The organism is Kitasatospora sp. NPDC056800, assembly GCF_042789775.1.
GTDB lineage: Bacteria > Actinomycetota > Actinomycetes > Streptomycetales > Streptomycetaceae > Kitasatospora.
Genome location: NZ_JBHUAL010000243.1, coordinates 1 through 13,764 on the forward strand (window position 1 = coordinate 1; position 13,764 = coordinate 13,764).

Consider the following 13,764-nt stretch of genomic DNA (forward strand, 5'->3'; position numbering starts at 1 on the left):
TTCACAGGCCCACCCTCGACATAAACCCTCTTTCTGGGGTGGTCCGCTTCTTTTTTTTAACCCCCCCTGCACGCCCCCGCGGCGCGCGCCCGCCGGGCCCAACACTCGGGCGGGCCCGCGGCCGGCGGGGTCCGCCGGATCGTCCTGCTCTCCTCCCAGGGCGTGGCGACCAGGCCCTTCGGCCCGACGCGGATCGCGATGCGCGCGGTGGAGGACGCGCTGCGGGACTCCGGACTGGACTGGAGCATCCTGCGGCCGGGCGGCTTCGCCTCCAACGCCCTGTGGTGGGCCGAGTCCGTCCGCGCGCACCGGGTCGTCGCCGCCCCCTTCGGCGACGTCGGTGTGCCGATCGTCGACCCGGCGGACATCGCCGAGGTCGCGGCGGCCTGCCTGGTGGACGACCGGCACACCGGCGCCGTGTACGAGCTGACCGGCCCGGAGCTGATCACCCCGCGCCGGCAGGCGGAGGCCGTCGCCGCCGCGCTGGGTACGCCGGTGCGGTTCCACGACCTCACCCGCGACGAGGCCCGGGCCGCCATGGCCCGGAGCATGCCGGTGGAGCTCGCCGAGGACACCCTGGACATCCTCGGCTCTCCGAACCCCGCCGAGCTGCGCGTCAGCCCGGACGTGCGGCGGGTCCTCGGCACCGCCCCGCGCAGCTTCGCCGACTGGGCCGCCCGGCACGCCGCCGCGTTCCGCTGAACCCGGTCGGCACCGCCGGAGCGTCCTGGGCCGGTCGGTCCACTACCGGCACCGGATGCGGGAGTTCACGACGCGTCCTCCTCCGGCACAGCGCACCGGACCGCGGCACCTCCGCGCTGGGTGGGAAGGCCGGTGCGCTCGTTCTGCAGGTCCCACAGTTCCCTGAACCGGCCGCCCTCCTCGGCCACCAGCTCCGCGAACGTGCCCTCCTGGAGCACCTTCCCGTCCTCCAGGACGACGATCCGGTCGGCGACGGCCACGTTGGTGAGCCGGTGGGTGACCAGGACGACCGCCCGCTCCCGCGCGACCGCCCGCAGGTTCTGGAAGATCCTGTGCTCGGCGCGCGGGTCGAGGGCGGCGGTCGGCTCGTCCAGGACGAGCAGCCCGGCCTCGCGGTGGAACGCCCGGGCGATGGCCAGGCGCTGCCACTGGCCGCCGGACAGTTCCTCGCCGCCCATCCACTCCACCGCGAGCAGGGTGGACAGGCCCCGGCGGAGCCGGGCGACGACGTCGGCGGCCCCGGAGGCGTCGGCGGCGCGCAGCACCGCCGCGTCGCCCTCGGCGGTGGGCTGGCCCAGGGTGATGTTCTCGCGGCAGGTCAGCGGCCAGCGGGCGTAGTCCTGGGGGACGACGGCGACCTGGCGCCACAGGGCGTGCGGGTCGAGGTCGCGGGTGTCGGCCGCGTCCCACCGCACCGCTCCGGCGTCGGGCAGGTAGAGCCCTGCCAGGAGCTTGGAGAGGGTGGTCTTGCCGGAGCCGTTCTCCCCCACCAGGGCCAGGATCTCGCCGCGTTCGACGTGCAGGTTCACCCCGTCCAGCGCCTTGCGGTCGGAGGCGGGGTAGGCGTAGTCGAGGTTCTCCACCGCGATCCGGTGCGGGGCCTCGGGCGTCCCGGTGCCGCGCTTGGGCCGGTGGCCGCCGGCGGTGTCGAGGAAGCTCGACCAGTCGTCCAGGTACATGCCGGTGCGGAAGAGGTCCGCGCCGTAGCCGACGATGCCGCGCAGGCTGGTGCTGACAGCGGTCAGGGCGAACACCGCCGCGCCGCCGCGCGGCAGGCTCATCCGGCCGGTGCTGACCAGCCACAGCATCGCCGCCCACACCACCGCGGTGCCGAGGCCGGAGGCGGCGGCCCCGATCACCGACACCCGGGCGCTCTGCATCGCCGCGCGGCGCGAGGTGGCGTCCAGCCGCCGGCCGACCTGGTCGTACTTGACGAGCAGGAACTCGCCCATGGTGTCGGAGCGGACCTGGTCGGCGTTGCGTTTGAGGTGGATGTACCAGCGCAGGTTCGCCATGATCCGGCGGTCGCCGACGGCCGCCCGGTTCGCCAGGAACTGCACCCGGGCGGCGTGCACCGACGCGATGCCCTGGGGCAGCGCCGCCAGCACCAGCAGCGGCAGGAGGGCGGGGTGGAGCACGGTCAGCACGCCGGCCGCGCCGAGGAGCGAGGCGAGGGAGGCGAGCAGGTTCTGCGCCTCTCCGACGATGTCCACGCAGACCTCGGCGCCGCGGTCGGCGGCCTCCAGTTCGTCGTTGTAGCCGGCGTGGTCGTAGGCGGTCAGTTCGGCCGCCACGGTGGCGCGCAGCACCGCGGCCTCCGCCTCCCGGGAGATGCGGGGCGACAGGTGGATGGTGATGGTCCGGATCGTGATGCCCAGCAGGGAGCGGGCGCCGGCCGCCGCCGCGATGACCAGGATCGACGGCGCCGCGCGGGTGAGCTTGTCGCCGACCTGCCCGGGGCCGAACAGGGCCGAGATGGTGCCGGTGGTCGCGAACAGGCCGGCCGCGCCGAGCACCGCGGATACGGCCTGGCAGGTCAGGAGCAGCGCGACGGAGGTGCGGTCGATGCGCCAGCCGAGGCGGAAGGCGCGGACGACGAGCGCGGGCAGGCGGCGGGCCATCGCGCTGACGCTGATCGCCTCGATCGCCGCGATGCGGCGTCCGTCGGCGAGCCACTGCAGTTCCTCGTCGGCGGCCTCGGCCGACGCCGTCGTGGTGCTCAAGCGTTCGCCTCCTCGAGCGGAGCGGGGGCCAGCGGCAGGCGGGCCGCCAGGGCCCCGGGGACGGGTGGGACGTGGATCGACGGGGCGGGGGAACAGGCCACAGATCCTCCAGGAGCGGAGCGGTGCGCGGACGTGCGGACTCACCGGCCCCGGCCGACAGGAAAGCTCAAGTGGCCTTTCCTCAGGCCGAGTTGACCGGTCCGACGGAGTCGTTACGGGCGGCTGGGCGTCCGATGATGGTGCTGTTCGAGCGCGGCGTTCAAGTGGATTCGCCTCCGGGCGAGCCCGGGTCGAACGGGGACTTTTCGAGCACGTTCCGGGCATGGTTCAGCGCATATGCCAAGCGGACGGGCGGCGCACGGCCGTCGCCGGATTCACCCGTTCGGCTGGTCTGCCGCCCGAGGGGCTGCCGCGCCGCCAGGCTCCTGAGGCGGGTGGGGCGGCAGGAGTTGAGTACGGATACTCATGTCCCGGGCCAACTGGATCGGGCACGATGCTCACCGTCAGTGAGCTTGTGCGGAAGGGTTCTTGTGTCCATGGTCCGAAACAACGTCAGGATTCCCCTCGTGGTCGGCGCGGCGGCGATGGCCGCGGCCGTCGTCGCCGGGTGCTCCTCCGACCCCGGAGCGGGGTCGGGAACCGGCCCGGGAGCCGTCCCCGACAAACCGTCCGCGACCTCGGGCGGCGCCGGCTCCCCGGGTGCCGCCCCGACGTCCACGCCGACGCTCCAGGCGTCCGGCGCCCCGGCGTTCGGCTCGCCCAGCAGTACGCCGACCGGCCCGCCGATCCCCACCGGAGCCGCCCTGCGCGAGCTGCTGCCGACCGCCGCCACGCTGCCCGCCGGGTGGCGGATCGAGGGCAACGGCAGCGAGAACGACTCCGGCACCTACGTCCTGGAGGAGCCGGCCAAGCCGGTGCTGCCCCAGGAGCCGTGCACCCAGATGCGCCTCGCCGGAAGCGTCCTCTCCCTGGACTACAGGGCCTCGGGCGCGACGAACGAGGTCTACGACGGCCAGAACAGGGTCGAGGTCTACCTGGGCGCCTACCACGCCGGCGACGCGGCCAAGCTGCTCGGCGAGATCCGGGCGTACGCGGACCGCTGCACGTCCTTCACCGGCAAGGGGATCGACGGGAAAGCGATTCCGCTGACCGTGACGCTGCAGCCGGTGCCGGGGCTCGGCGACGAGGCCGTCGACGTCAAGAAGGTGCCCCAAGGCCCGTACCACAGCGAGGAGATCGTGGTGACGCGGCTCGGCGACCGGCTGCTGTTCCTCAGCGGCGACAACATCCTCGGCCGGCTGCCGAACCTCATGCAGCTGGCGGTGCCGCTGTCGAAGACGGCCAGGTGAGCATCGGATGAGCGCCGGGTAGTCGGCCCGCCCGGGACGACGAGCCCCCGGGGCGGTGGCGCCGGCGGCGACCTCGGCGTCACCGCCCGCGGCGGAGCGGGGCCCGGACGAGGCGCGCCCGCCGCGGCTCAGGGCAGGCGGGAGTACGGGGGCCGGGCGTCGTCCGGAGCCCCGTGGTCGCTGGAGACCAGCAGGAGCACCGTGGCGCGCCGGGCCCCCAGCGAGCGCAGCCGGTGGGGCGTGGTGGCCTTGAGGTAGACGCAGTCGCCCGGGTCGAGCGTGATCGCGCGCGACGGGAGGACCAGTTCGACCCGTCCCTCGTGGACGAAGACGAACTCCTCGCCGGGGTGGTCCCGGAACGGGGCGGGGCCGTCGTCGAGCGGCGGGTAGAGCATGAACGGGGTCATGCCCTTGGCGCCGGCGTCGAGCGCCATCCCCTCGTAGCGGGTGCCGGGCTCGTCCGGGGCGGTCAGGGCCTGGCGCTCCGCGGCCCGGGTGACGGTGACCTCGCTCAGCTCCTCGGCCTCGGCGAAGAGGCTGTCCAGGGGGACTTCGAGGGCCTTGGCGAGGGAGGCGCAGACGGCGATCGAGGGAACGCTCTGGCCGCGTTCGACCTTCGACAGGTAGCTCTTGGTGACGCCGGACCGCTCGGCCAGCGCCTCCAGGGTCATCAGCCGTTCCTTGCGCAGCTGCCGCACCCGGTTGATCACTGGTTCTTCCTCTCCCGTGCCATCCACCTCCGATGACACACCGTGTCCTCTGGCGGGCCATGCTACGCCGCGGCGCCGCCGGTACGCCCGGGAGGCCCTGTCGCCCTTGCCGCCCTTGCCGCCCTTGCCGCCCTTGCCGCCCTTGCCGCCCTTGCCGCAGGAAACCTTGTGTCCTATGGTGAACAATGTTTCCTCCGGAGCCACGGCTCCGGACACAGGCCTGGCCGCCGGGGCGAGGCCGGAGAACCGGAGCACACACATGGCGAACACCCTGCGGGACTCGAAGGACGTCCTCGTCGACCGCGCCGCGCGGCAGATGGACCGGCACTTCGGGGACTCGACACTGACCACGCGCCAGAAGCTGGCGCTCACCTGCCGGATCGCGTACGACGGCGGCCACGACTCGGGGCTCGCCGGGCAGATCAGCTCCCGCGGGCGCGAGCCGGGCACCTACTACACCCAGCGCCTGGGCCTGGGCTTCGACGAGATCACCGAGGACAACCTGCTCCTGGTGAACGAGGACCTGGAGGTCCTGGAGGGCACGGGCATGCCCAACCCCGCCAACCGCTTCCACTCCTGGATCTACCGGGCGCGCCCGGACGTCAACTGCGTCATCCACACCCACCCGCTGCACACCGCCGCACTGGCCATGCTCGAAGTCCCGCTGGTGGTCTCCCACATGGACACCACACCGCTGTACGACGACTGCGCCTTCCTCAAGGACTGGCCGGGCGTGCCGGTCGGCAACGAGGAGGGCGAGATCATCACCGCCGCCCTCGGCGACAAGCGGGCCGTCCTGCTGGCCCACCACGGCCAGCTGGTGACCGGCTCCACGATCGAGGAGGCGTGCACCCTGGCGCTGCTCATCGAGCGGGCCGCCCGCCTGCAACTGCTGGCGATGTCGGCGGGGACCATCCAGCCCCTGGACCCGGCGCTCGCCCGCGAGGCCCACGACTGGACCTCCACCGACCGGCGCAGCCGGGCGAACTTCGCGTACTACGCGCGCAAGGCACTGCGCACTCACCCCGACTGCGTCAACGGACAGGTGGACCTCTGATGGCCAATCCGCCCCTGCAGGGCATCATCTCCTACCCGGTCACCCCCTTCGACGCTGCCACCGGCGAGGTCGACCTGGCCGCACTGCGCGGGCTCACCGGCGACCTGGTCGCCGCCGGCAGCCACGCCGTCGCCCCGCTGGGCAGCACCGGCGAGAGCGCCTACCTGACCGGGAAGGAGTGGGACGCGGTCTGCGAGACCACCCTGGACGCGGTGGCCGGGCGGGTGCCCACCCTCGTCGGCGTCTCCCACTGGAGCACCGAGGGCACCGTCCGCCGCGCCCGAGTGGCCGCCCGCCACGGCGCCACCGCGATCATGGTGCTGCCCCAGGTGTACTGGAAGCTGACCGAGGACGAACTCGCCCGGCACTACGACGAGGTGGCCCGCGCCACCGACCTGCCGATGATGCTCTACAACAACCCCGGCACCAGCGGCGTGGACCTGCGCCCGGAGACGGTGGTCGCGCTCGCCCGGAAGATCCCCAACCTCACCATGGTCAAGGAGAGTTCGGGCGAGGTGTCCCGCTTCCGCGCCATCCGGGAGCTGTCCGACGGAGAGCTGTCCGTCTACAACGGCAGCAACCCGCTCGCCCTGGACGCCTTCCGCGCCGGAGCCGCCGGCTGGTGCACGGCCGCCCCCTGCCTCGTCCCGCAGCCGGTGCTGGAGCTCCACGCCGCGGCCGTCGGCGGACAGCAGGAGCGCGCGGACGCGCTGTTGCGGGAACTGCTGCCCTTCCTGCGGTTCATCGTCCGGCACGGCCTCCCCCGGACCGTCAAGGCGGGCCTGGAGATCCGGAACCGCCCCGCCGGGCCGCCCCGGCCGCCGCTGCTGCCGCTGCCGCCGGAGGAGACGGCGCAGCTGCGGGAGCTGCTCACCGGCCTCCTCCCGCCCTCCGCCGCCTGACGGTGCCCGCCCCCACCGGCTCCCCTGTACGAGGACACCCGTCCCCGCACAGGGGAGCCGGCACCACCAAGGGCCTACGGGTCGAGCCGGACGGTGGCGACGGTGTCCCAGCAGATCCGCCACCCCGGCAGGTCCGCACCGGCCACCGGGACGCGCCGCCAGAACACCTCGTTGACGATGATCCGGTTCACGGTGAACGGGGCGTGGCCGGGCCGGACCCGGTGGATGGTCTGCGCCAGCTCGTCGCTGTCGGTGTCGGCGGCCGCGTAGGCGGCGGTGGTGTGGAGCACGCCGAGCGGGTACGCGGTGGAGTCGGGGCCGAAGACCCGGTGGACGGCGCCGCGGACGCGGTGCTGGAGGGCGGCGAGGTCGCCGTCGGGGTGGAGGTCGAGGCGGACGCCGGTGCGGTAGGCGAGCGGCGAGCCGGCCTGGAGGGCGATCGGCCCGCTCCCGGCCACCGCGGCCCGCAACCGGTCGGCGAGGTCGCGGCGTTCGGCGTCGGTGACGGCGTCCGCCGGGGCGGAGGTGAGCATGTCGAGGGTGATGTGCATCCGCTCGTCCGGCACCGGCAGGACGGGGAAGCCGGCCAGGGCCTCGCGCAGGCCGGCGAGGAGCGTGTGCAGGGCCGAGCCCGCCGGCAGGTCGGGCAGGGCGTACACCTGGAGGGCGCGCAGGCCGTCCGGCCAGGGCCGCTGTCCGAAGGTCGGGTGGAACGCTTTCACGTCGCCTCCTGCTGATCCGGTTCGGTGGCGGCCCGGCGGGGCGGCGGCCCGTCCGGGGTGAGGCTGTCGACCGTACGACGGGGTTCAGCGTACGGGCGGATCCCCCGCTCCGTACCGGCCCCGGCGTCAGGCGTCCCGGCGGGACAGGCCGAGGGCGGCCAGGGTGAAGGCGACGGCGAGGTAGCCGGCCAGGGCGGCGAAGCAGCCGACCGGGCCGAGGCGGTCGGCGCCCGCCGACGCGACCGTGGTGCCGAGGCCTTCGAAGACGCTCTGCAGGCCGAACCGTGACACCCCGTCGCCGAGCGGTGCCAGCAGCATCGGGGAGAGGAAGAACAGGCCGAACAGGGCGGCGACCGCACCCGCCGTGTGGCGCAGGACGAAGCCGAGCGCGAGGCCGAGCAGGGCGAAGGCGGACAGGAACAGGCCGCAGCCGACCACGGCGCGCGCCACGCCGGGGGCGCCGAGCGGGACGGCGAGGTGCCGGCCGCTCAGGGCGCGCCGGCCGAGCAGGAAGGTCAGGAAGGCGAGCAGTTGCCCGAGCAGCGCCGAAACCCCGCCGACCACCAGGGCTTTGGCGACGAGCACCTGGCCGCGCCGGGGCACGGCCGCGAGGGTCGTGCGGATCTGGCCGGTGGTGTACTCGCTGGAGGCGGCCAGCGTGCCCAGGGTGCCGACGGCCAGCACGGCGACGTAGAAGCCGCCGGAGAAGCCGTAGCGGACCGGATCGAAGCGCTCGCGTTGCTCGGCGCTCCAGGAGGCCCAGTTGTCGGCCGCGCTCGCGTAGTCGATCAGGCCGATGAACAGCGCGGCGGCCAGGGCCACGGCCGCCGCGAGCGGGGTCGCGCGGACGCTGCGCAGCTTGACCCACTCCCCGGCCAGGGCGCCCCGGGTGGTCGGTGCGGTGCTCATGCGGTCCTCTTTCCGGGAGTCGTGACGGAAGACGTGGCGGGAGACGTGACGGAAGACGTGGAGGTGGCCCGGTAGTCGACCGCGCCGCCGACGGCGTCCATGAAGGCCTGCTCCAACGAGGCCTGCCGGACGGTGAGTTCGTGGACACCGATGCCGTGCCCGGCGGCCAGCTCGCCGATGGCGGACGGCTCCAGGCCGACGACGGCCAGCGCTCCGGCGGGCTCCTCGCCGACGGAGGCCGCCCCGGCCGCGCGCAGCAGCCGGGCCAGCTCCGCCGGACGGGCGCAGCGCACCAGGACGTCGGTGCGGGCGTGCTCGGCGAGGAAGTCGGCCGTCGAGCGGTCCGCGACGAGCCGTCCGCGCCCGATGACCACCAGGTGGTCGGCGGTGAGGGCCGTTTCGCTCATCAGGTGCGAGGAGAGCAGGACGGTCCGTCCTTCGGCGGCGAGGTCGCGCAGGAGGGTGCGGATCCACTGGACGCCTTCCGGGTCCAGTCCGTTGACGGGTTCGTCGAGCAGCAGGACGGGCGGGTCGCCGAGCAGGGCGGCGGCGATGCCCAGGCGCTGCTTCATGCCGAGCGAGAAGCGCCCCGCCCGGCGGCGGGCCGCCGTCGCCAGACCGGTGAGTTCCAGCACCTCGCGGACCCGGCGGGGGCCGATGCCGTTGGTGACGGCGAGGCCGAGCAGGTGGTGGCGGGCGGAGCGGGCGGGGTGGACGGCACCGGCGTCCAGCAGCGCGCCGACCTCGCGCAGCGGGTGGCGCAGCGAGGCGTACGGGCGGCCGTTGACGGTGGCCCGCCCCGCGGTCGGGGCGTCCAGGCCGAGGATCATCCGCAGGGTGGTGGACTTGCCGGAGCCGTTCGGTCCGAGGAAGCCGGTGACCCGGCCGGGGTGGACGGTGAAGGTGAGTCCGTCCACGGCGAGGGTGCCGCCGTAGCGCTTGCTGAGGTCGCGTACCTCGATCATCGTGCTGCCTTTCCTTGTGGCGTGCCTCCACGCTCCCGTCCGCGCCGGGGGCCCGGCCTCCCACCGTGGGCGGAATCCCGGCATCGGACGGGGGCCGGTCTCTGCCCGTGGTCGTAGGCCTGTGGGGCGATGCCCCGGCGGCGGGCCGCCGCTAGCCTGGGGCGATGTCCGACATCCCGCGCCCGCCGGTGACCGGAAGGCTCCGCCCGGGCCACTGGGTTCTGGTCGACCTGGCGGTCTCCCTGGCCCTGACCGTGCTCACCTGGCTGCGGGTGCTGGACGCCTACCGGGTGTTCGACCCGCACCACCGGGGCTACGCCGAGCCGACCACGGCCGAGCTGGTGGCGGTGCTGGGGTGCGTGGTCGTCGTCGGCGCGGCGGCGGGCCTGCGGCGGCTCGCGCCGGTGGCCGCTGCCGGGGTGGTGTTCGCCGCCTGGGTGGTGGTCGTGGCGGTGGCCGGACGGCTGACCATCGCCAACCTGGCCGGGTTCCAGGTGCTGCTCGCCGCCGCGATGACGGTCTACCTGGTCGCGGCGATCGGCGCGCCGCGGATCGGCGCTGCCGCGCTGGCGTTCGGACTGGTGGGCGCCGGGCTGAGCGGGTTCGGCTCGCGGGAGCTGTGGAACAACCTGGTGTTCGCCGCGCTGGCGGTCGTCACCGCCTGGGCGCTCGGCAGCGCGGCGGCCCGCTACCGCGCGTACGGCGCGGAGCTGCGCCGCCACCAGCTGGACCTCGCCCTCGCCGAGCTCGCGGAGGAGCTCGCCGAGGAGCGGATCCGGCTGGCCCGGGAGCTGCACGACGTGATCGCGCACAGCATGAGCGTGGTCAACGTCCAGGCGGGGTACGGCCGTTTCGTGATCGGCCGGGATCCGGCGAAGGCCGAGCAGGCACTGGACGCCATCCAGGCGGTGAGCCGGGACGCGATGGTGGAGATGCGCGGCCTGCTCACCGTCCTGCGCGGGGCCCCGGCCGAAGGCGCCGACCGTGGAGCGGGCGCCGAGTTCGCCCCCGCGCCCCGACTCGCCGACCTGGAACGGCTGGTGGCCAGCAGCGCGGAGGCCGGGGTGCGGGTCGAGCTGCGGGTCGGCGGCCGGGTGCGGACGCTGTCGGACGGCGTCGAGCTGTCGGCGTTCCGGATCGTCCAGGAGGCGCTGACCAACGTGGCCAGGCACGCGGGCACCGACTCGGCCCGGGTGGACGTGGCGTACGAGGAGGACCGGTTGGTGCTGGAGGTGACCGACCCCGGGTGCGGCACCCTGAACGGCGCCGGGACAGGCGAGGGGCACGGCCTGGCCGGGATCGCCGAACGGGTCGGCCTGTACCGGGGCCGCCTGGAGGCCGGGCCGGGCCCGGACGGCGGCTTCCGGGTCCGGGCCGTCCTGCCGCTGGCCGAGGCCGCGGTCGAGGCCGCGTCATGACGGCGGCCGGGGAGCACCCCGCCCCGCCGGTCCGGGTCGTGGTCGCCGACGACCAGGCGCTGGTCCGGGCCGGCCTGGCCGGGATCGTGGCCGCCGCCGACGGGTTCACCGTGGTGGGCGAGGCCGCCGACGGCGCGCAGGCCGTCCGGCTGGCCCGCACCGAGCACCCGGACGTGGTCCTGATGGACATCCGGATGCCGGGCACCGACGGCCTCGCGGCCACCCGGCGGATCACCGCCGAGAGCGGCGTACGGATCCTCGTCCTCACCACCTTCGACCTGGACGAGTACATCTACGGGGCGCTGCGCGCCGGAGCCTCCGGCTTCCTGCTCAAGTCCACCCCGCCCGAGGAGCTGCTGACCGCGATCCGGGTGGTCGCCGCCGGGGAGGCGCTGCTCGCCCCGAGCGTCACCCGCCGGCTGATCCGCGCGTTCGCCGCCGCCTCCACCGGCCCCGCCGAGCCGCCGGCGGACCGCGACGGCGAGCGGCAGCGGGTCCTCCAGGCCGTCACCGGACGGGAGTTGGAGGTGCTCACGCTGATCGGCCGCGGGCTCACCAATGCCGAGATCGCCGAGCGGCTGTGCGTCAGCACGGGCACGGTCAAGACCCACGTCGGCCACCTGCTGGCGAAGCTCGCCGCCCGCGACCGCGTCCACCTGGTGATCACCGCCTACCGGGCCGCCCTGGTCGCCTGACACCCGCCCCGGGCTCCTGGACCCCGCCACCCGTGACGGTGGGTGATGACGCTACTCGGCGCAGCGGGTTTGCCGCCCGTCAGCGGGCCCGGAACGCTGGGAGCCCGGGGGGAGCCACCCGCCACACCAGGAGTCCCCGCAGATGTCCCCGAAAACCGTCGCCGCCCTCGCCGCGGGCCTCGTCGGCACCATAGCCCTCGCCCACGTCGCCTTCGCGGGCGCCCCCGTCACCCTGAACATGGCCACCGGCAGCGCCGAGTGCACGCTCACCTGGGCGAAGCCCGGCATCACCTTCAAGGCCCTGACGCCCGGCGGCAACGCCGCGTCCTTCCGGGACGTCGACGCCACCGGGACGGTCACCATCGACCTCACCTCCGTCGGCAACCCCGTCACCCTGGCGAACTCCGTCTACATCCGGACGGCGGCCAAGGGCGGCTTCACCCTGACCGACGCCTCCGGCCGCTACGTGCAGGTCTCGAACCTCGAAGGCAGCCTCTCCGGCGACAGCACCTTCGTCGTGCAGACCAGCAGCGACCCCGCCGGCACCCGCCTCCCGGTGTACAACATCCCCACCCGGCCCCGGATCAGCCCGGACGTGCAGTCCGTACTGCCGCCGCGCGTCAACCTCGCGCTCTCCGACATCTGGATGAGCGTCCTGCCCGAGTTCGCCACCGTCATGAACCAGACCTTCGGCGACGGCACCCTCCGGCCCGGCGACCAGCTCGGCACCTGCACCGCCCGGACCACCTCCTGACGCGGCCGCCACCGGGCGATACCGGGGCGCCGACCGGGTACAGGTGACGGGGGCGGCCCCGCCCCTGACCCGGCGTCCGGGAGGAAACCCCATGTCCGCACCGTTCCAGCACCGCCGGTTCGCCGTCGACGACGACGGCAACGACCTGGGGTACCTGCTGTCGCTGCCGGACGGTTACCAGGACGGGCCCGGGCCGTGGCCGCTGCTGCTCTTCCTGCACGGCGCCCTGGAGCGCGGCGAGGACCCGGCGGTCCTGGCCGCGCACGGCCCGGTCCGGCAGATCGCCGAGGGGGCGAGGCTGCCGTTCGTGGTGCTGGCCCCCCAGTGCCCGGCCCACAGTTCCTGGGTGGCGGAGCTGAGCAGCCTCGCCGCCCTCCTGGCGGAGGTGGAGCGGGAGGTCCGGATCGATCCGGACCGCCGGTACGTGACCGGCCTCAGCATGGGCGGCACCGGCTCGTGGGCGCTCGCCGCCCGGTACCCGCGCCGGTTCGCCGCCGCCGTACCGGTCTGCGGCTCCTGGCTGCGGGAGTCCGCTCCGCGCCTGACCGCCGTCCCCGTCTGGACCTTCCACGGCGAGGAGGACGAGGTCATCCCGGTCTCGCACACCGAGCGCCTGGTCGACGCGCTGCGCGCACTGGGCGGCCCGGTGCGGTTCACCCGCTACCCGGGCGTCGGCCACGACTCCTGGACCCGGACGTACGACGACCCCGAGGTCTACGACTGGCTGCTCGCCCAGTCCCGCCCCGGCGATCCCACCCTCCGAACGGTCCCCGCCCCCACCGCGGCCGCCGCGGACAGCCACGTGGAGCCCGCTTAGGCCTATGGCCGGGATCCGCTCGCCCAGGGCCCTCGGCTGACGCCGGTCCACCTGGGCGTTGATCGTCTGTCTACCGCCGTCACGCACGATCGATCCCGCAGAGCGCGCCCCACACGTTCACGGGCGCGAACGGACGAGAGAGGCACACGGGGAAATGAAGACGACGAAGAAGCTGCGGCACACCGTGCTCGGGATCGCGGCCGGCATGCTGGCCCTGGTCGGGACGGTGGCGTCGGCCGGGACCGCGCACGCCGACAGCCCGCCCGCCTCGTACCTGGATGAGCCCGGCATCCTCTACCGCGGCGGCCACATCGAGGCGGGCGACACCCAGCTGGTCCTGCAGAACGACGGCAACCTCGTCCTCTACCGGGCCTACCAGGACCCGAGTCTCGTCCACGCCGTGTGGCAGGCGCCCAAGACCTGGGGCTGCGGCTACAAGGCGATCATGCAGGGCGACGGGAACTTCGTCGTCTACGACGTCAACAGCCACCCCTGCTGGAGCGCCGACACCTTCAAGCCCAGTTCCCTGGCGAAGGCCAGCCTCGCGGTCTCCGCCCTCGGCGGCCTCAAGGTCGTCTTCGTCAACCCCAGCGGCGGCCGGAGCATCAGCTGGGCGACGATCCGCAGCTCCGACCTGTACTAGGCACGGTGTCGGCGGTCTGCCGGTGGTGACGGTGATCCATCAGCGGTCTGTGGGTGGCGCGTTGTTCATTGGCCGGGCGGGGGGTGGGCCACCACGCACCCCCCCCGCCGAAGGAGCC

At 74.2% G+C, this 13,764-nt stretch carries 13 protein-coding genes and 1 pseudogene; 9 read left to right on the forward strand and 5 right to left on the reverse strand.

Annotation, left to right across the window (positions count from 1 at the left end; translation table 11 throughout):
* Positions 1-117: 117 nt before the first annotated feature.
* Positions 118-702, forward strand: a pseudogene (locus ACFRQN_RS35810) (NAD(P)H-binding protein); the annotation flags it as partial.
* Positions 703-767: 65 nt separating this feature from the next.
* Here ACFRQN_RS35810 and ACFRQN_RS35815 read toward each other — a convergent pair.
* Positions 768-2,705 (reverse strand): ABC transporter ATP-binding protein, encoded by a 1,938-nt coding sequence (locus tag ACFRQN_RS35815; protein WP_380744684.1) that lies wholly within the window; start codon positions 2,703-2,705, stop codon positions 768-770.
* Between the two features lie 536 nt (positions 2,706-3,241).
* Here ACFRQN_RS35815 and ACFRQN_RS35820 point away from each other — a divergent pair.
* Positions 3,242-4,054, forward strand: a complete 813-nt coding sequence (locus ACFRQN_RS35820) for a hypothetical protein (RefSeq protein WP_380744687.1) — start codon at positions 3,242-3,244, stop codon at positions 4,052-4,054.
* A 128-nt stretch (positions 4,055-4,182) separates the two neighbouring features.
* Here ACFRQN_RS35820 and ACFRQN_RS35825 read toward each other — a convergent pair whose 3' ends face one another.
* Entirely contained in the window at positions 4,183-4,764 is a 582-nt protein-coding gene (locus tag ACFRQN_RS35825) for a helix-turn-helix domain-containing protein (RefSeq protein WP_074002663.1), read from the reverse strand.
* Positions 4,765-5,023: 259 nt separating this feature from the next.
* Here ACFRQN_RS35825 and ACFRQN_RS35830 point away from each other — a divergent pair, with 259 nt between their 5' ends.
* Positions 5,024-5,821 carry an aldolase gene (locus ACFRQN_RS35830; RefSeq protein WP_074002664.1) on the forward strand — a complete coding sequence of 266 codons (798 nt, stop codon included), beginning with the start codon at positions 5,024-5,026 and terminating at the stop codon, positions 5,819-5,821.
* Positions 5,821-6,723: a dihydrodipicolinate synthase family protein gene (locus ACFRQN_RS35835; protein WP_380744691.1), complete on the forward strand. Its 903-nt coding sequence runs from the start codon at positions 5,821-5,823 to the stop codon at positions 6,721-6,723. Before ACFRQN_RS35830 ends, ACFRQN_RS35835 begins: the two co-directional genes overlap by 1 nt.
* A 74-nt stretch (positions 6,724-6,797) precedes the next feature.
* Here ACFRQN_RS35835 and ACFRQN_RS35840 read toward each other — a convergent pair whose 3' ends face one another.
* The 3 genes from ACFRQN_RS35840 to ACFRQN_RS35850 form a co-directional block, all read right to left on the reverse strand.
* Positions 6,798-7,445 (reverse strand): 2'-5' RNA ligase family protein, encoded by a 648-nt coding sequence (locus ACFRQN_RS35840; protein ID WP_380744693.1) that lies wholly within the window; start codon positions 7,443-7,445, stop codon positions 6,798-6,800.
* 126 nt (positions 7,446-7,571) lie between these two features.
* Positions 7,572-8,354, reverse strand: a complete 783-nt coding sequence (locus ACFRQN_RS35845; protein ID WP_380744695.1) for a hypothetical protein — start codon at positions 8,352-8,354, stop codon at positions 7,572-7,574.
* Positions 8,351-9,319, reverse strand: coding sequence for an ABC transporter ATP-binding protein (locus ACFRQN_RS35850; RefSeq protein ID WP_380744697.1), 969 nt, complete (start codon positions 9,317-9,319; stop codon positions 8,351-8,353). Before ACFRQN_RS35850 ends, ACFRQN_RS35845 begins: the two co-directional genes overlap by 4 nt.
* A gap of 164 nt (positions 9,320-9,483) precedes the next feature.
* On the opposite strand from ACFRQN_RS35850, the gene ACFRQN_RS35855 reads away from it, so the two are divergent.
* From ACFRQN_RS35855 to ACFRQN_RS35875, 5 genes are all read left to right on the forward strand, one after another.
* Entirely contained in the window at positions 9,484-10,737 is a 1,254-nt protein-coding gene (locus tag ACFRQN_RS35855; RefSeq protein WP_380744699.1) for a sensor histidine kinase, read from the forward strand.
* Positions 10,734-11,432, forward strand: a complete 699-nt coding sequence (locus ACFRQN_RS35860; protein ID WP_380744701.1) for a response regulator — start codon at positions 10,734-10,736, stop codon at positions 11,430-11,432. The genes ACFRQN_RS35855 and ACFRQN_RS35860 overlap by 4 nt, the downstream gene beginning before the upstream one ends.
* Positions 11,433-11,574: 142 nt before the next feature.
* Complete coding sequence (locus ACFRQN_RS35865; RefSeq protein WP_074002671.1) at positions 11,575-12,186, forward strand: hypothetical protein; 612 nt, start codon at positions 11,575-11,577, stop codon at positions 12,184-12,186.
* Positions 12,187-12,277: 91 nt separating this feature from the next.
* Positions 12,278-13,003, forward strand: coding sequence for a prolyl oligopeptidase family serine peptidase (locus tag ACFRQN_RS35870; protein WP_380744703.1), 726 nt, complete (start codon positions 12,278-12,280; stop codon positions 13,001-13,003).
* A gap of 154 nt (positions 13,004-13,157) precedes the next feature.
* A complete protein-coding gene (locus tag ACFRQN_RS35875) occupies positions 13,158-13,646 on the forward strand; it encodes a hypothetical protein (protein WP_380744705.1) in 489 nt (162 codons plus the stop codon).
* The last annotated feature ends 118 nt before the right edge of the window (positions 13,647-13,764 follow it).